The sequence below is a fragment of the Actinocrinis sp. genome (assembly GCF_035653575.1).
Lineage (GTDB): Bacteria > Actinomycetota > Actinomycetes > Streptomycetales > Catenulisporaceae > Actinocrinis.
Map to the genome: position 1 here is coordinate 50,584 of NZ_DASRBQ010000016.1, position 17,385 is coordinate 67,968.

General features: G+C 70.6%; 10 protein-coding genes. 2 read left to right on the forward strand and 8 right to left on the reverse strand.

What is annotated here, in order from left to right; translation table 11 throughout:
• Positions 1-4: 4 nt before the first annotated feature.
• Positions 5-1,981 carry a glycosyl hydrolase family 28 protein gene (locus VFA06_RS02515; protein WP_324838712.1) on the reverse strand — a complete coding sequence of 659 codons (1,977 nt, stop codon included), beginning with the start codon at positions 1,979-1,981 and terminating at the stop codon, positions 5-7.
• Positions 1,982-2,133: 152 nt separating this feature from the next.
• Positions 2,134-2,919 carry a hypothetical protein gene (locus tag VFA06_RS02520; protein WP_324838713.1) on the reverse strand — a complete coding sequence of 262 codons (786 nt, stop codon included), beginning with the start codon at positions 2,917-2,919 and terminating at the stop codon, positions 2,134-2,136.
• 199 nt (positions 2,920-3,118) lie between these two features.
• On the opposite strand from VFA06_RS02520, the gene VFA06_RS02525 reads away from it, so the two are divergent.
• Positions 3,119-4,645, forward strand: coding sequence for a glycosyl hydrolase family 79 C-terminal domain-containing protein (locus VFA06_RS02525; RefSeq protein WP_324838714.1), 1,527 nt, complete (start codon positions 3,119-3,121; stop codon positions 4,643-4,645).
• A 102-nt stretch (positions 4,646-4,747) separates the two neighbouring features.
• On the opposite strand, the gene VFA06_RS02530 is transcribed toward VFA06_RS02525, so the two are convergent.
• From VFA06_RS02530 to VFA06_RS02545, 4 genes are all read right to left on the reverse strand, one after another.
• Positions 4,748-6,091: a ricin-type beta-trefoil lectin domain protein gene (locus VFA06_RS02530; protein WP_324838715.1), complete on the reverse strand. Its 1,344-nt coding sequence runs from the start codon at positions 6,089-6,091 to the stop codon at positions 4,748-4,750.
• Between the two features lie 217 nt (positions 6,092-6,308).
• Positions 6,309-8,747: a glycosyl hydrolase family 95 catalytic domain-containing protein gene (locus VFA06_RS02535; RefSeq protein ID WP_324838716.1), complete on the reverse strand. Its 2,439-nt coding sequence runs from the start codon at positions 8,745-8,747 to the stop codon at positions 6,309-6,311.
• A gap of 1 nt (position 8,748) precedes the next feature.
• Positions 8,749-11,334, reverse strand: a complete 2,586-nt coding sequence (locus tag VFA06_RS02540) for a beta-glucosidase (protein WP_324838717.1) — start codon at positions 11,332-11,334, stop codon at positions 8,749-8,751.
• Positions 11,335-11,474: 140 nt separating this feature from the next.
• The gene (locus VFA06_RS02545) at positions 11,475-12,641 is read right to left on the reverse strand and encodes a cation:proton antiporter (RefSeq protein WP_324838718.1); all 1,167 of its coding nucleotides are present in this window, start codon (positions 12,639-12,641) and stop codon (positions 11,475-11,477) included.
• A gap of 259 nt (positions 12,642-12,900) precedes the next feature.
• Between VFA06_RS02545 and gndA the strand changes: the two genes are divergently transcribed.
• Complete coding sequence (gndA, locus tag VFA06_RS02550) at positions 12,901-14,340, forward strand: NADP-dependent phosphogluconate dehydrogenase (protein WP_324838719.1); 1,440 nt, start codon at positions 12,901-12,903, stop codon at positions 14,338-14,340.
• A gap of 13 nt (positions 14,341-14,353) precedes the next feature.
• Here gndA and VFA06_RS02555 read toward each other — a convergent pair whose 3' ends face one another.
• Together VFA06_RS02555 and VFA06_RS02560 are read right to left on the reverse strand one after the other, a co-directional pair.
• Positions 14,354-15,883 (reverse strand): glycoside hydrolase family 43 protein, encoded by a 1,530-nt coding sequence (locus tag VFA06_RS02555; protein WP_324838720.1) that lies wholly within the window; start codon positions 15,881-15,883, stop codon positions 14,354-14,356.
• A 47-nt stretch (positions 15,884-15,930) separates the two neighbouring features.
• Entirely contained in the window at positions 15,931-17,259 is a 1,329-nt protein-coding gene (locus VFA06_RS02560; protein WP_324838721.1) for an NtaA/DmoA family FMN-dependent monooxygenase, read from the reverse strand.
• Positions 17,260-17,385 lie beyond the last annotated feature (126 nt).

Genomic DNA, 17,385 nt, shown 5'->3' on the forward strand with positions numbered 1-17,385 from the left:
GCGGTTACAGCCCCGGCCAGCTCGGGAAGCTGGCGCAGCTGGGCACGCTGCCGGAGCCGGTGAAGCTGGTCACCGTGACGCCGGTGCCCGTGGGCGCGATATTGGCGTTGTAGATCCTGATGTTGGCGTACTGCGCGGCGACCTTGGTCGCGTCGAGCTGGACGTTCTCCAGGGTCAGGCCAAGCGGATAGGCGGCGGAGTAGCCGTTGAGGGTCGACTTGCCTGACGAGGAGTTGACCGCCTTCAGGCCGTCGATGGTGATGTCGGCGAAGTTGGGCACCGTCGAGCCGTTCCCGCTCAGGTACTGCGGGTCGATCAGGATCAGGTGCTCGACCCCGGTCTCGCAGGTGTTCACGAAGCTGACCCCGGACACCGTGCCGCCGAAGCTGGTGTCGCTCTTGACCCGCACCCCGTTGTTGCTGGACGCGGTGTTGCCGTGAATGTCGGTGCCGCCGTGGATGTAGTTTCCGGCGAAGGTCACGTCCTGCACGCCGCCGTTGGTCTGGCTGCCGACCGACAGGCCGTGGATGCCCCAGAAGCTGGTGTTGCTCACGGTGATGTGGCTGGCGGCGCCGCCGGCGTCGGCCTTGACCGCGACCCCGTCGTCACCGGTGTTGATGTAGCTGTCGGTGATCAGGACATTGCTGGCGCTGTCGGGATCGAAGCCGTCGGTGTTGCGGGCGTTGTCCGGGTTGTCGATCCGCACGCCCCAGGCGGTGAACCCGCTGCCGCCCTCGAGCAGCACGTTGAACATCGGCGAGTTCGTCAGGCTGATGTGGTACATCGTCACGTTCGAGGCGCCGAAGACCGTGATCAGCTTCGGGTTCTCCTGCTGCGTGGTGGTCTTGCTGTGCGCGGACTCGGCCAGCGCCCACCAGGTGGTGCTGGTGCCGAGCATGTCCTGGTCGCCGCGGCCGTTGATGACGCCCTGACTGCCCGAGGCGCTCTGGGTGCCCATCACTGCGGAGTTGTTGCCGCGGACGGCGATGAACGGCACGCAGCCGGTGGCCGTGCCGAGGGTGCTGCCGTCGGAGGCTCCGAGGGTGCCGCACTTCGGCTGGCCGGAGACCTGGTAGTCGGCGGGGTTGCGGGAGGCGTAGAGCGTGACTCCGGAATCGACGAGCAGCACCTCACCCGCGTTGACCGTCAGCGGGCCGGAGAGGAACGCGGTGTCGCCGCCACTCGCGGTCAGCTCCACCGCCTTGCCGGTCCCGGCGCAGCTGTCGAGCGCCGCTTGGATACGCGCCGTGTCCGGGGGCGCGGACTCCTGCGCGCTGGTGAACTGCTCGTTGCTCGGCTTGGCCAGCTGCGCGGCAACCGGGGTGCAGGTGCCCGGCACGCTCGGCTCGCCGGGCTGCGGCGGAGTCGGGCTGGAACTCGGTGACGGCGAGGCGGAGGCGGACGCGCTCCGGCTCGCACTCGGACTCGGGCTCGACGTGCCGGCATTGAGCGTCCACAGCTTCGTGGCGCTGCTGTCACAGCTGTTCTGCACCACCAGGGTTCCCGCCGAGGTGCCGCTGCCGGAGGCGTTCATGCACTTGGCCGCGTTGACGTTGATGAGCTGGTAGTCGCTTCCGCTGGCGTTGAGCGTCCACCGCTGGTTGGCGGTGCCGTCGCAGGCCTGCTGCTGGACCGCCTTGCCTGCGCTGGTCGACGCGCCCGCGATGCCCAGGCACAGGCCGCTGACCGGCGAGGTGATCGTGTAGCCGGTGCTCGCGCCCGTCAGGGTCCATACCTGGTTCGCGGACCCGGCGCAGCTCTGCAAATCGAGCTGCACGCCGGCGGAGGTGCTCGAACCGGGCAGGTCCAGGCACAGGTGGCTGCTGCCGGCGTTGACGATGGTGTAGCTGCCGGGCCCGGCCGCCGCGCTCGCGGCGGTCGGCAGCACCACGACCGCGAGAGCGCCGGCGAGGGTGGCGGCGGCCGCAGCGGCGACGGCTGCGAGCGCGCGAGTGGAACGGGTTCCGCGGCGGAACCTCATGACATGACCTCCACGGCCTACGTATGCAAGGGGGCGAATATGGCCGCCACCCTCATAACGGCCGTGTCGCGAAGAACTTCGCGTGGAGGAAAGTACGTCAGCCGCCCGGGGTTGGCAAGCACCCGCCCGCCGCCCGTGCGCAGCCGACAGGTTCAGACGACGATCTCGGCGATGTCCGGGGCCACGTTCGCCGGGTTGCTGAATTCGATGGAGTTGCGCCCGGCGGCCAGGTGAACCGTCATGGTCAGCGCCTGTGGGCTGTTCCAGTCGCCGTTCCCGGCGAAATACACGCTCGTGTCGACCTCGTCGACCGAGACGACGGCATCGCGGCCGCCGCTCGTGTCGCCCTCGGTGAATACGATCTTCATGGTGTAGTCGCCGGCGGCCGAGGCCCTGACGTCCGGGAAGGTCAGCGTGCCGCCCTCGCCGAGAAAGCGGATCTTCATACCGTCCGGACAGGCCCCGCACCAGCCGGCCTTAGCACCGCCGGCCAGCACGTTCCCGCTCGCGTCACCCTCGTAGGCGCGCGGCGGCAGCGGCGAGGCCGCAGGCGACTGCGACGCGCCCGCGGGCGTTCTCGCCACGGAGCCGCTGGGTCGCGGCGACGGGGAGGTCGGCGTCGGGCTGGGGCTGGGCAGTCCCGCGCCGGTGACGGTGGTCGCCGCCGATCCGTTCGTCGGGCCGATGACCGGAACGACGGCGGGCGGCGGGGCGCCGTTGCCGCTCCCGCTCGGACGCAGAACGCCGAAGGCGACGATGCAGCCGGCCACCGCGCCGAGAACCGCGGCCGCCGCGGTCAGCCGGGTCAGCGTGAGCCCGGCGAAAAGCCGGGGCCGCGGATACCCGAACTGCCCGCCGCGACCCTGTCCGGGTCCGTCCGCACCAGGTGAAATGCGCTTGCTGAACGTGCTCGATCCCTCCAGACGCAGAGCGGTCACCCATCATGGTGGCGGCACCCGGTTGATCACAAGACCCTGTGGCATGAACTGACGCTTACTCAAGAACGACGCTCACAACCGCTCAGAACCGGGCGATGAAACGGCGAATGAAACGCTTGTGGGCCCCTTTCCCGTCGCGTAGCGTGCTTGGCGGTCATGCTTCTGAATATCATTCACATATGTGAAGAGGACGGCCCCTATGCCCCCTGCTCAACGACGACGCACGGCACCGGCGACCATCGCCCTCACGCTCGCAGCGCTCTGCTGCACCGGAACCGCCGGCGCGGCAGTGATAGCCGACTCGCCCGCCGCGTCGGCGACCGCACCGGCGCAGGTGACGCTGACCATTGACACCGCGCATCCCTACGGTGCGCTCCCGCGCGACTTCGTGGGCCTCTCCTACGAGATGCGCGAGCTCGGCGTCGGCAATTTCGACGCGGGCACCGGCAACCTGGTCAACCTGCTGCGCACGCTCGGCTCCGGCAACCTGCGCATCGGCGGGAACACGCTCGACCGCGACACCCTCTGGGAGCCGGCCGGCCAACCCCCGCCGCAGCCGCCGCCCAGCTGGGTACAGGATGTCGTCGGGCCGTCCGACATCGCCCGGCTCGGCCACTTCCTCGACGCCACCGGCTGGCGTGCCGAGGTGGGCATCAACCTCGGGCACTACGACGCGGCGCTGGCGACCGACGAGGCCAAGGTCCTCAAGGCCACGCTGGGAAGCAACTTGCTCGGGGCCGAATGCGGCAACGAGCCGAACGACTGGGCGCACAACGGCCTGCGCACCGCGCCCTACGGCTACACCCAGTACCTCCCGGACTGGCAGGCCTGCGCCGTCGCAGCGGGCAGCACGCCGCTGGCCGGGCCGGACGTCAGCTCGCCGACCACCACCGGAGCTTGGGTCTCGCAGTTCGCGCAGGCCGAGAAGAGCCGGCTCAGCCTGCTGACGATCCACGGGTACAGCGTGCCGGGCGGCTCGACGGCGACGCAGCTGCTCTCGCCGCAGACCGACACGAGCGAGGTCGCGAACGTCGCGCAGGAGCTGGCCGGCGCGCGCGCCGCCGGCCTGCCGATCCGGATCGACGAGACCAACTCGGCCGCCGGCGGCGGCATCACCGGGGTCAGCGACACGTACGCCTCGTCGCTCTGGGCCCTCGATTACAGCCTGCTGATGGCGCAGGACGGATTCAACGGCCTGAACTTCCACGGCGGCCTCGGCGTGTGCGACGCGCCGCTGTACAACGGCAAGTTCCAGATCTACACGCCGATCTGCGCCGCGAACGCGGCCGACGAGAAGGCCGAGGTCTACACCGCCGCCCCCGAGTACTACGGCCTCTACCTCGCCGACCACATGGGAGCCGGCCGGTTCCTGCCGGTGAAGGTCTCCGCTAGCGGCTCTGGGACCGCGCCTAACCTGACCGCCTACGCGGTGCGCGGCGACGACGGCAAGATCCGGGTCGCCGTCATCGAGAAGGACGCGACCACGGCCGCGCCGGTGAGCCTCGCCATCCGCTTCACCGGAGGCCACACCGGCGCGACCGGGTCCGTGGTGCACCTGACCGGGAAGTCGCTCGCCAGCGCCCAGGGCGTGCAGATCCAGGGCGCCAGCGTCGACCGTGCCGGCCGGCTTCCCCTCCGTCCGGCGGACAGAGTGCGCGTCCACAACGGCGCGCTGGCCCTGCCGATCGCATCGGGCAGCGCCGAACTCATCACCCTCGGCGGGTAACGAAAATCGCGCTGCCGCCGCGGCGTCCGACGGGACGCCGCGGCGGCAGCAGGAGCGATATCCGCGCACCGGCTTCGGCTCAAAGCAGCTCGGCGGCTCGCCTCACTGCGCGGTCCACTTCTGGTTGGCCCCGCCGTTGCACGTGTACAGGATCAGCTTGGCCAGGTTGGCGGTGCTGGCACCCTGCACGGTGATGCACTTGCCGGACTGGGCGCCGACGATGGTGCCTGAGGAGGCGCTGTAGGTCCAGTTCTGGTTGGCGCCGCCGTTGCAGGTGTAGATGTCGACGATGGTGCCGTTCGCGGTCTGGTTGTTGTTGGCGTCGATGCACTTGCCCTCGACCTGCAGCGTGCTGCCGCTGGTCACGATCGACTGGTTGGCGCCGCCGTTGCAGGTGTAGATCTCCAGCTGGGTCCCGTTGGTGGTGCTGGAGTTGTTGTCGTCGATGCACTTGCCGGACTGGGCGCCGACGTAGGCGTGGCCCCCACCGCCACCTCCGCCCGTGCTCCCACCGGTGATCTTGTTGAAGATCTTGGAGTAGGCGTAGCCGGTGCCCTTGTCGTAGCCGTCGACCTCCCAGAAGGCCAGCTCCTGCACGCCGTGGCTCGCCGCGAAGCTCTCCAGCGTGCCGGCGTTGGACTGGGTGAAGTTCTCGTTGTCGTCGTTGTGCCCGGCGATCGGGGTGAGCCCGAGCATGTTCCAGGCCCGCGCCGAGGAGACCCCGTAGACCGACTCCAGCTGCGGCACGGTCCCGTTGGCCGCGGACTCGGCGTCGGCGAGCGCGTTCTGCCCGTCGCCGAAGTCCATCGTCATGATGTTGACGAGGTTGACCTTCACGCCCTTGCTCTTGGCGCCCTTGAGCAGGTTGACGGCGTTGGACTCCAGGCCGGTGGGGTCGACCGGGACGGTGAAGTCGATCTGCACGGCCGGTTCGGCGGCCTGGAGCGCGGCCAGCGCCTGGGCGCGCCTGGCGTTGGAGGTGGTGTCGTCGAGCACGCTGCCTTCGATGTCGAAGTCCAGCCGGGTGACCCCGTAGGTGTCCACCACCTTCTTGTACGCGGCGGTCAGGTTCGACACCGAGGTGCAGGTCTGCGCCAACTCCCCGCCCGCCTCGCCGCCGAAGGAGATGATCACGTTGCCGCCGGCCGCCTTGATCGCGTTGATCTGGCTGCTGAACGCGCCGACCGAGTCGCCGCCGTCCTCCCACTCCGGCGTGCAGCCGGACTTCGGCGTCAGGAAGGCCAGGGTGTAGAACTTGTCGCCGCTCGCGGACAGGTCGGCGGCCATGTCGCCCGCGTCGCCGCTCGAGATCTGCAGATACGGCGCCGCGTAGTGCGCCGGGAAGGTACCGGCCGCGGTCGCGGAGTTCGCACCGAGGGCGATCAGGCCGACCGGTACGAGGGTTGATACCGCCGCGAGCGCGGCGAGCGTGGGCAGCTTGCGCATGACTGCGGGCTCCGTCCCAGGGAAACGGGTGGGTGCGTGGGTTGTCTTTCGTGCTGCGGTCCTTGGTGCTGCTCATGGCGCACCGCGTGCCGGGCGTGGTGGGACCCGGCACGCGGTTAGGAAAGTTCTCTTACTAGATTGAGGACCGTACGCGGTCCGCTACCGCGCGTCAATACGCTCGTCAACGCATAGGCGAAATGCGGGTAGCGGACCGGGCCTAGCCTGCGGCTGGCAGACCGATCTGCGCCGCGCCGAGCGTCCGGTAAGCCGTGGCCGGCGTTCCGGTGACTGGGGCATAGGGCAGTGCGGTGGTCGGGGCGGCGACCGGCTCCACGAGGTATCCGTTCCCTTGCATCGCGGGCAGGGTGACTTCGTCTGCTGATGTCGGCCCCACGACGATGTGCGTCTTACCGCTGACCACCTGGACTGCCTGTCCCGGCCACGGATTGCGGATCCGGATCGGGCCGGTCGCTCCGGCCTCGATCACCACGGTCAGCAGCCGGCCGCCGCGCACCTGTACATCGACCTTGCTGCGGTGCTGGATGTACACGCTGGCGTCGGCGTCCCAGCCGCTCGGCCACGCCGGGGCGATGCGCAGCAAGCCGTCGTAGTCCTGCACCATCGCCTCCTGCAACGCGTCCGCGACCACCGCACCCTGCTCCGCATATGGCTCGGGATAGCTCGCGCCGAACGCGGCCAGGCCCGAGGGGCGCGACTGGTACTTCTCGGTCTGGTCGACGAGCGTCTTGGCGACGTCCGCGGACAACCCGAGCCGTGCCGCGTCGATCGGGTCGAGGCTCCAGTCGTTGATCTCGACGTTCGGCCGATCGGTGAAGGTGCGCTGGGCCAGCGCGCTCAGCGGCCCGCTGTCGCCGACCAGTCCATACGGCCAGACCGGCTCCAGGCCGAGGTTCTCGGTGTTGTGAGTCGGCGCGGCCTGCTGGTATGACATGCCGATCACGTCGCCGCCGGTCGCGTCGGCGGCCGGGGTGAGCTGCTGGGTCCGGGTCGCGGCGTCGGTGCGCGGATACGGCAGGATCTTCGGCAGCGCGGCCTCGATCTGGCCGACCAGGTCGCCGTCGCGGCGCAGGATCCGCGCCGCCTGGACCACCTCGGGGAAGACCGCGTCCATGGCGGCGATGTCAGTGGTCGGATCGTCCACGTCCCACTGCGTCTCGTGCGCGTTGGACGGGCGGGTGTGCAGGAAGCCGTCGGCGCCGGGCTTGGCGTAGGCCAGCATGAATCGCGCCCAGGCGGCCATCAGCGGATAGTTAGCCCGCAGGAAGCCGAGGTCGTCGGTGGCCAGATAGGTCTGCCAGATGAACAGCGAGACCTCGCCGCCGGTACTCAGGGTTCTGGCATTGAAGTTCGCCGGCCCTTGCGCGCTGCAGTCCAGGTAGGGCCGTGCGCCCCACACCCCGTTCGCCTGGTGCACCTGGATGCCGACGCCGTTGAACCGCATGGTCTCCGGGACACAGGCGCCCGGCAGCCCGCCGAACTGGCTCGACGTCCAGTTCTCGATCGCCGGCAGATCGTTGCGGTACATCGCGAAATAGCCGTCGTTGTTGCCGAACGCGCCCGCGCCGAGATTCGCCGTCACCATCATCCGCAGGTTCCAGCCCCAGTAGGAGGCCGGGTCCCAGGAATGTGAATCCTGCGATGAGTCGAACAGGTCGGCGACGCCGGCCTGCGAACCCGGCCGCACCGTGCCGCGCTCCGCGGCCGCCGCGTACAGGCTGATCAACCGGACGTTCTCAAGGTACTGCGCAGCGCCGTCTGCGGAGGACAGCTCCATCAACCCGACGCGGCTCCAGTAACTGTGCCACCAGCGTCGCTGCGCGGTATCCAGGGCTGCGGCGCGAATCGGCGCGGCATCGGCGCGCAGACCGCGAGCCACGGTGGTCACGTCCCCGCCGGTCCACTGCGGGGCGGCCACCACGACCCGGAACGAGCCGTCGGCGTGCGGACGAAAACTGACCTGCACCGTGAGCGGATCGACCACGCTGGCTTGCACGCCCTGGCCTGAGGCCGTCACGGCGCCGAGCGCGCCGAAGGTCTCGTTGCTTGCGCCGGGCTGGGTGTTGTCCACCCAGGTCTGCGAGAGCACGCCCACGCTTCCGCCGACGGCTTGTGCGGCCGGGGTTCTCGGCTGCCACAAGCCGAGCCGCGCGGTTTGGACGGCGCCGGGATCGGCGCCGGTCACGTTCACGACGAGCTCGTCCGTCGCAGAACTCACATACGCCGTCGCGGTCATGCCGCCGCCGGACTCTGTCAGCACTCCGTCATACAGGTCGAGGCGGCCGTGGTAGTCCGGTGCGCCGGTCAGTTTCGCCAGGCCAGGTATCACCACCTGGCCGGGGGAGAGCCGGTCGGGCAGGGTGTCGGCGCGGTTGAGTTGCGCGGTGAAACCGCTCGCCGCCCACACCGCCGCGCCGAGGCTGCCGTTGCCGAGCGGCATCGCCTGCGCCGCGGCGAGATTCGGCTGGCCGAGCACCACGTCCGAGCGGCCGACTACACCCGGGACGTCGACATGAAATGCGCCGTCGCGCCACGCGGTCGTCGGCCCGCTGCTCGCGTGCGCTGTGGTTGCCGCCGAAAGCAGCGCCGCGGCGAGCGTCCCGGTCGTGACCAGTGCGAGCAGGCGTCGAACTGTCATATCAGCCACCGATCTTGATGTGCGCGGCGAGCGGGAGGTCACGCGAGGAGGTACCGACGCGGACCGTGTAGGTGCCTGGCTGCACGGTCCAGGTGTTCGCGGCGGTGTTCCAGTAGGCGAAGGACTGCGGGGTGAGCTTGAGCGTCACGTGCTTCGTCTGTCCCGGCGCGAGCTGCACCTTCGCGAAGCCTTCAAGCTGATTCGGCGGCTCGGGCACCGCGGAGTCCAGCGGATGCCCGATGTAGAGCTGGACCACTTCCGAACCGGCCCGCCGACCGGTGTTCGTCACGTCGACGCCGACCGACCGGCCGCCGTCCTCGACTCTCAGCCTGCTGAGTTTGAACGTCGTATAGGACAGCCCGTATCCGAACGGGAACAGCGGATCGATTCCGGCTTCGTCGTAGTGCCGGTAGCCGACGAACACGCCTTCGGAGTACGTAGCGACGCCGCCGACGCCCGGATATTGCGCCGGAGTGTTGGCCGGAGTGTCGGCGAGGCTGCGCGGGAAGGTGATCGGCAGGCGTCCGCTCGGGGCCGAGTCACCGAACAGCACCGCCGCGATCGCGTTCCCGTCCTCCTCGCCCGGATACCAGGCCTCGAGCACGCCGGCGACCCGGCCGAGCCACGGCATCAGCACCGGGCCGCCGGTGTTGAGCACCACGACCGTGCGAGGGTTCGCGGCGGCGACCGCCCCGACGAGCTGATCCTGATAGCCGGGCAGTCCCAGGCCGGTGCGGTCGACGCCCTCGCTCTCCTTCTCGCCGACGAACACCACGGCCACGTCCGAGGACTTGGCCGCCGCCACCGCCTGCGCGATCTGCGGATCCTGCGCGCCGTCCGGCGCGGTCCAGCCCAGCTCGATGGTGCTCGTGCCCTGATAGTCGACCCGGATCGAGTGCGGCTGTCCGGCCACCAGGTCCACCGTCGCCGTGGCGGTCGAGGAGGGGAAGGAGCCCTTGCCGGAAGCCACCTCGGCACCATCCAGATACAGCGCGGCGCTGCCGTGGCTGGTGAGGTTGAAGGTGTACGCGCCGGTCACCGGGGCGGTGATGGTGCCCGTCCAGCGCACCGACCAGCCGTTGGCCGGCAGACCGGGGACCGGTGCGACCGCGTGATAGTCGGTGTCGATCCACGGCTCGTCGCGCGTGGCCGCCGGCGTGCCGGTGAGGTTCGACGTGGGGAAGTACTGCGCTGTCAGGCCACTGACGGCGGCACCGTCGGCGGGAGCCAGCGCGCTCGACGGGACCGCGGGCTGCGGCCCGAGGTTGACCGGCGGCATGCCCTCGGCGTAGTGGATCTTCACCGAGCCCCCGGCGCGCCTCTCGATTCCGGTCAGGGGGCTGACGGTGTACAGCGGCGCGACATCCGGGCTGCCTGCGCCGCCGGTGACGGCTGTGCCGGCGCCCGGACCGATCACCGCGACCGAGTGCACGCTGCGCGAGCTGAGCGGTAGCACTCCGCCGGCGTTCTTGAGCAGCACCGTCCCCGCCTCGGCGGCGTCGCGGGCCACCCGGCCGTCGGCGGCCGCGTTGATCGGTTCGGTGGTCGCGGGCCGATCGAAGAGCCCGAACTGGAACATGGTCCGCAGCACCGGGTATACGAGGCCGTCGACTGCCGCCATCGAGACCTGCCCGGATTCGACGTCCGCTTTGAGCGCGTCGCCGTAGTACGTCGCCGAGGGCAGTTCGATGTTCATCCCGGCGCCGACGCAGTCGAGCGTGTCGTGGCAGGAGTTGAAGTCGGAAGTCACAAAGCCCTGAAAGCCCCAGTCCTGACGCAGCGTCTGCTGCAACAACCCGCCGTTCTCGCACGCGTACTGGTCGTTGACCTGGTTCTTGGCGCACATCACCGAGCCGGCATGGCCCTGCCTGACCGCGTCCTGGAAAGCCGGCAGGTAGATCTCGTGCAGGGTGCGCGGATCGATCCGCTCGTCGATCGTGCTGCGGTTGGTCTCCTGGTTGTTCGCCGCGAAGTGCTTGACCTCGGCGATGGCGCCCTGTGCCTGGATGCCGCGGATGTCGCCGACCGCGGTCTGCCCGGCCAGGTACGGGTCCTCGCCGTAGGCCTCGAAGGTGCGGCCGTTGAGGGGCACTCGGGCGATGTTCACGTCGGGGCCTTCGAGCAGATTGCGGCCCTGGTCCAGCGTTTCGCGGCCCTCCACGGCGCCGTATCGCGCGGCGATGGACGGGTCCCAGGCGGCTGCGGCGCCGATCGGCGCGGGCAACGCGGTCGCCGGGTACTGCACGACGCCGCCGGAACTGACGCCGGCCGAGCCGTTGGTCAGCAGCAGCGCGGGCACGCACAGCCGCGGAATCGGCCCGACCTGCCGGGCGTGCGTGCTGTCCGAGATCGCGTGCAGCAGCAGCATCTTGTCATCGAGGGTGAGCTGCCCGAGCAACAGGCTCGCGCGCTCGTCAGGGCTTTTATGCCGGTCGAGCCACGGTGCTCCGGAGCAGTTGCTCGCGTCCCAGGCCGCGGTCCCTGTGGCCGCCTTCTCTGTAGCCAGCGCCGGAGCGGCTCCCAGCCCGGCGATCAAGCCAAGCGCCGCCACCGCTGCCGCGAACGCTCCCCGCAACCGGCTACCCATCGGCCACCTCACCCTCGCTCGACCCTGAGCTAGTGAGCGAGGTTTACACCATAGGTCGGACCTGTCAAGCGGAAGGAAGGAGCTTCAGAGCATAAACGGCAGTCATCTGCGGTCATCTACGCCGACACATCGGATGTGTTTCAGTCGGCCGCGAGCTCTTCGGCTTCTGGTTTCGCGACCAGGCCCGCATCACCGCGGGCCCGCGCTCCGGCCCACCCGGTCGTGGCCACCGTGATCAGCGCGGCGGCCAGGATCGCGCCGTCCTCCCCGGGCCGCAGCAGGCCCGCGCGTGAACCGATGGTGACCGCCGCCACGGGCACGCCGAGCTGGGCGGCGGCCAGGACGGCCAGCGCAACCGGTTGGCGCGCGAGCGCCGCGGCGCCGTGCGCGGCGAGCGTTCCCAGGGCGAGAGCCCCGGCCAGCGCGATCATCCGCGGGTGGGAGGCGAGCGCGCGCAGGTCGAGAGAAGCGCCGAGCCACACGAAGAACACCGGGCCGAGGAACCCGTCGGTGACCGCGAACAGCTGCCGGGCCAGCCGGTGCGGCTCTCCGCGCGCCGCGAGCGTGAGCCCGGCCGCGAACCCGGCCAGCATGACCGATACGCCGAGCCGCTGCGCCAGCCCGGCCAGCGCGAAGACGGTGATCAGCTGGACGCGCAGCTCGAGTCCGAAATGCCTGCGGCGGCTGAGCTTGCGCATCCGGGTCAGCAGCCCGCGATGCGCGGCCTCGCGCGTGACCAGAAGGAGGAGCACGCCGGCGCCGAGTACGGCCAGCACGCCGAGCGCCGCCTTCCCGGCGCGCTCCGGCTGCTCGGCGAGCGGCAGCAGCACGATGCAGGCGGTGTCGGCGACGGCGACGTGCACGATCGTGGCGAGCACCGGGGGCGCGTCGAGTTTCGCCTCGTCGATCACCGGCATGATCAGCGCCGCCGAGCTGGACGCGAACAGCACCGCGTACAGCAGCGCGTGCCCGGTGTCGAAGAGCGCTGCGACTCCGTAGCCCACGGCGACCGCGAGCGCGCCGGTGAGCAGGGCGAGCAGCACGCCGCGGCGCAGGGCCAGACGCAGCGCCGGGTCGCGCAGCGGCACGTGGCTGCCGGCCACCAGCATGATCAGGCCGAAGCCCGCGGAGGCGAGGAAGGCGAGCACCGGCTCGCCCGGGTCGATCCACCGCAGCCCGGTGCGCCCGGCCAGCACCCCGGCCGAGATCTCGCCGACCGCGACCGGGATCCCGGCCCGCTTCGGGGTGGCCAGCAGCGGTCCGGCCAGCCCGAGGGCAAGCACCAGCGCCAACCCGGCCAGGCTCACCGCGCCGCCGCCTCCTTCGTGCCCTGCCACCAATGCACCGACCGCACCCACAGCTTCGGTGCGGTGGTGACATCGTGACAGGTAGCGGACGTCGTGCCGGTCAGGCCATCGACGCGAGTCGTCCCGGTCAGTCGAGCCGCACGATCGGGCCGGGCTAAAGCCCGTGTGCCGCGCGCGCCCGAGCGGGTAGGTGACGTCGAACCGGCCCGGCGCTCCAGCCGTATTCCCGGTCGACCGGCACAGACGAAGGAGGCGCACCATGGAGGCAACCGCGCAGATCGGCATCACCGGCTTGGCGGTGATGGGCCGGAATCTGGCTCGCAATTTCGCCCGTCATGGCTACACGGTCGCGGTGCACAACCGCACGCCGTCACGCACCCGCGCACTCGTCGAGGAGTTCGGTCACGAGGGCACCTTCGTGCCGGCCGAGTCCGCCGAGGACTTCGTCGCGGCGCTGGAGCGGCCGCGGCGGCTGATGATCATGGTGAAGGCCGGCGAGCCGACCGACGCCGTGATCGACGAGTTCGCCCCGCTGCTCGACGAGGGCGACATGATCATCGACGGCGGGAACGCGCACTTCGCCGACACCCGCCGCCGCGAGGCCGCGCTGCGCGAGCGCGGGATCCACTTCGTGGGCACCGGGGTGTCCGGGGGCGAGGAGGGCGCCCTCAACGGCCCCTCGATCATGCCCGGCGGCTCGCGCGAGTCCTACGCCGTGCTCGGCCCGATGCTGGAGGAGATCAGCGCGAAGGTGGACGGCGAACCGTGCGCCACGCACATCGGCGCGGACGGCGCCGGGCACTTCGTCAAGATGGTGCACAACGGCATCGAATACGCCGACATGCAGCTGATCGCCGAGGCCTACCACCTGCTGCGCGAGGTCACCGGCTACAGCCCGGCCGAGATCGCCGAGGTCTTCCGCGCCTGGAACAAGGGACGCCTGGATTCCTACCTGATCGAGATCACCGCCGAGGTCCTGGCGCACACCGACCCGGCCACCGACCGGCCGTTCGTCGACATCGTCAAGGACGCCGCCGAGCAGAAGGGCACCGGCCGCTGGACCGTGCAGACCGCGCTGGACCTCGGCAGCCCGGTCACCGGCATCGCGCAGGCCACCTTCGCCCGCGTCGCCTCCTCCCGCGCCGAGCTGCGTGCCGCCTACCGCCCGCTGCCCGGCGGCACGGATCAACCGCTGCGCGCGCACGAGACCGACCGCTTCACCAACCAGGTCGAGCAGGCGCTGTACGCCTCGAAGATCATCGCCTATGACCAGGGCTGGACGATGATCCGCGACGCCGCGGCCGAGTACGGCTGGGATATCGACCTGGGCGCGGTGGCCAAGATCTGGCGCGGAGGCTGCATCATCCGCGCCGCGTTCCTCGACCGCATCCGCGCCGCGCACGCCGCCAACCCCGGCCTGGTCAGCCTGCTGGCAGAGGAGCACTTCGCCGAGGAGATCGCCGGCGCCCAGGTGCCCTGGCGCGAGGTGGTCGCCTCCGCCGCGCGCCGCGGCATCCCGGCCCCGGCCTTCACCGCCGCGCTCGCGTACTACGACACGCTGCGCGCGGAGCGGCTGCCTGCCGCGCTGATCCAGAGCCAGCGCGACTTCTTCGGCGCGCACACCTACCAGCGCGTCGACCGCGAGGGCACGTTCCACACCAAGTGGGCCGAACCCGGCCGCCCGGAGGTCGAAGGCTGATTCGGTCCGAGGGTCAGCCGCCGATCGGTTCGTAGTCGAACCAGTCGAAGCGGACGGTTCCGGTCGCGGCGTACACGCCGATGACCCGGCCGGTGAAGCCGCCGGCGACCTCGGTCGTCAGGTACTTGCCGTCGAGCGCGGCGAGCACCGTCAGCGTGCCGTCGGGTTCCACCACGCCCAGCGACACGGTGTCCGGACCGGTGCGCGAGTCGCGCACCGCGTCCGTCTGGTGCACCTGAACGCCGAGGATCACCGGGCCCGCGGGCACGGCCCGCTGCGCCACCACGGTGCGCAGCGGGCCGATGCGGGCCACCACCTGCACGCTGCCGTTGCCGGCCTCGATCTCGTAGTGATGCTGTTCGTCGAGGCGCACCGCCAGACCGCCGCGCCCCTCGGCGGGGTCGATCAGGGCACGCGCTTCGCAGGAGAAGTGCTGCTGGCGGCGGCCGACGAACGTCACGTTCAAGTCGTCCAGCGACCCGCCGCTCTCCCGAAGCGTCAGCCAGCCCGCTCGCTCCGCCGTCGTGCACAGTTCGGCCGGCCGGCGCCGCAGCGACACCCATCGCGGATGCAGCTCGAGGTCGTCGAAGTCATCACGCGTCGGCTCAGCCGGGAACGGATGCAGCGGCCAGGGCAGGTCCGGCAGCTGCGTCGACAGTTCGCCGACCACCGGCCAGCCGTCCACCCAGCTGACCGGGGCGAGGAAGGTCTCGCGCCCGAGTCCGTGCCAACCCGGCGTCCCCCCGCCCGGACGCGCCCCGAGCAGCACCATCCACCACGACCCGTCCGGGCCCTGCACCAGATCCGCGTGGCCCGTGTTCTGGACCGGATGGTCGGTACTGCGGTGGCTGAGGATCGGATTCGCCGGGCAGGCCTCGAACGGACCGTCCGGTGCCGGGCCGCGCGCGATCGACACCCCGTGCCCGCGCTCGGTGCCGCCTTCGGCGATCATCAGGTACCACCAGTCGCCGATCCGGTACAGGTGCGGGGCCTCCGGAGCCTTCGCCCCGGGCGTTCCGGACCAGATCCGCTGCGCCTCGCCCTCGGTCTTCCCGCTCTCCGGGTCCAGGCGCACCTGACCGATCCCGGCCACCGTGCACCAGCAGGTGCCCTCCTCGTCCCAGGCCAGATCGGGATCGATGCCCGGGACCCCCGGCAGCATGGTCGGCTCGGACCACGCACCCGCCGGGTCGGTCGCGGTCACCAGCAGATTGCCGCCGCCGCTGACGTTCGTGACGATGAGATGGAACCGTCCATCGCGGTAGCGCAGCGTCGGGGCGTAGATCCCGCCGGACGAGGTCGTGCTCTCCGGCAAGACCAGTTGGCTCTCGCGGTCCAGCACGTTGCCGATCTGCCGCCAGTGCGCCAGGTCCCGGCTGTGGAATATCGGGACCCCCGGGAAGTACTCGAAGCTGGAGCACGCCAGGTAGTAGTCGTCCCCCACCCGGCACACGCTCGGATCCGGGAAGAACCCCGCGATCACGGGGTTCGTCGACCGCGCCGTCTCAGCAGCGCCGCCGCGCTTGATCTTGTCGGAAGACACGAGCCGCAAGCATAGAATCGAACCCGATTCGCGACCAGGCCGATTCGCTAGCTGCCGGAGTCGAGCCGCACGGCCGGCCGCGGCAGGCCGAAGTGGTCGCGCAGGGTGCGGCCGGCGTACTCGGTGCGCGCGAGGCCGCGGCGTCGCAGGATCGGCACCACGTGGTCGACGAAGAGCTCGAGCTGATCGGGCAGCACGTTCGGCATCAGCGTGAACCCGTCCGAAGCGCCGGCCTGCCACCACCGCGTGATCAGGTCGGCCATCGCCTCCGGGGTCCCGGTGAAGTCGAGGCCGCCGGGCAGCGCGGAAAGCCGCTGCGCCACCTCGCGGAAGGTCTGCGGGCGCTCCGCCGCCATCCGGTAGATCGAGGCGCCGAAGCTGGTTTTCGGCGCGGAGTCCAGCAGGCTGACCGGGAACGGCTCGTCCGGTTCGATGGCGCGGTAGTCGAGCCCGGCGAGGTTCGCCAGATTGCGCCAGCGAAACTCGCTGCTCGCGGCGGCCTCAAGCTGCTGCTTCAGTGCCTGCGCCTCGGCGTCGGTGCTGCCGAGCAGGAAGGACAGGCCCGGCAGTACCCTGATGTGGTCCGGGTCGCGCCCGGCGGACGCCGCCTGCTCGCGCAGCAGCTCCCGGAAGGCGCGCGAGCTGTCCGGGTCGCTTTGCGGGGTGAACACCGCGTCGGCGTACTTGGCGGCCAGCGCTACCCCGGCGGGGGAGGAGCCCGCCTGGGTCAGGAACGGATGCCCCTGCGGCGAGCGCGGGAACGGCAGGTACCCGGCGACCTGGAAGCGCTCGCCGTGGTGGCGCGGAGGATGCAGCTTCGCCGGGTCCGCCCACATGCCGCTGCGCTTCGACATCGGCGCCGCGTCGTCCTCCCAGGCGTCCCAGAGCTTGAGCACCACTTCCACGAACTCGTCGGCGCGCTGGTAGCGGTCCGCGGCCGGCGGGTGCGGCTGGTCGCCGAAGTTCGCGGCCGCGGCGGGCTCGACCGTGGTCACGATGTTCCATCCGGCCCGGCCGTGGCTCAGGAAGTCCAGGCTGGCCAGCCGGCGCGCGACGTCCCAGGGGAAGCTGTAGGTCGTCGAGACGGTCGCGATCAGCCCGACCTGCTCGGTGGCGGTCGCGACCGCGGAGAGCAGCTGCACCGGGTCGAGCCCGGCGCCGGGCAGGTACTCGGAGCGGAACTCGGCCACCCCCGGGCTGTCCGGCAGGAAGATCGAGTCCAGCACGCCGCGCTCCGCCGTGCGGGCGAGCTTCACGTAGTGGCTCGGGTCGAGGACCACCGCGGGGTCGAGGGACGAGACTCGCCACGCGGACTCGTGATATCCGGAGTTGCGCAGGTAGACGTTGAGATTCAGATACCGCTGCTCGGCATTCACGGCTCGGGACTCCTCGCTGCGATCGTTGGCACTCGAAGCCTAGGACCGGGCCCGGTCGGCCGGGGTAGAAGAGATCGCCGTCGCGATCACGCCGGACGGCTTCGCTGGCTACGATGGACCGCGAGT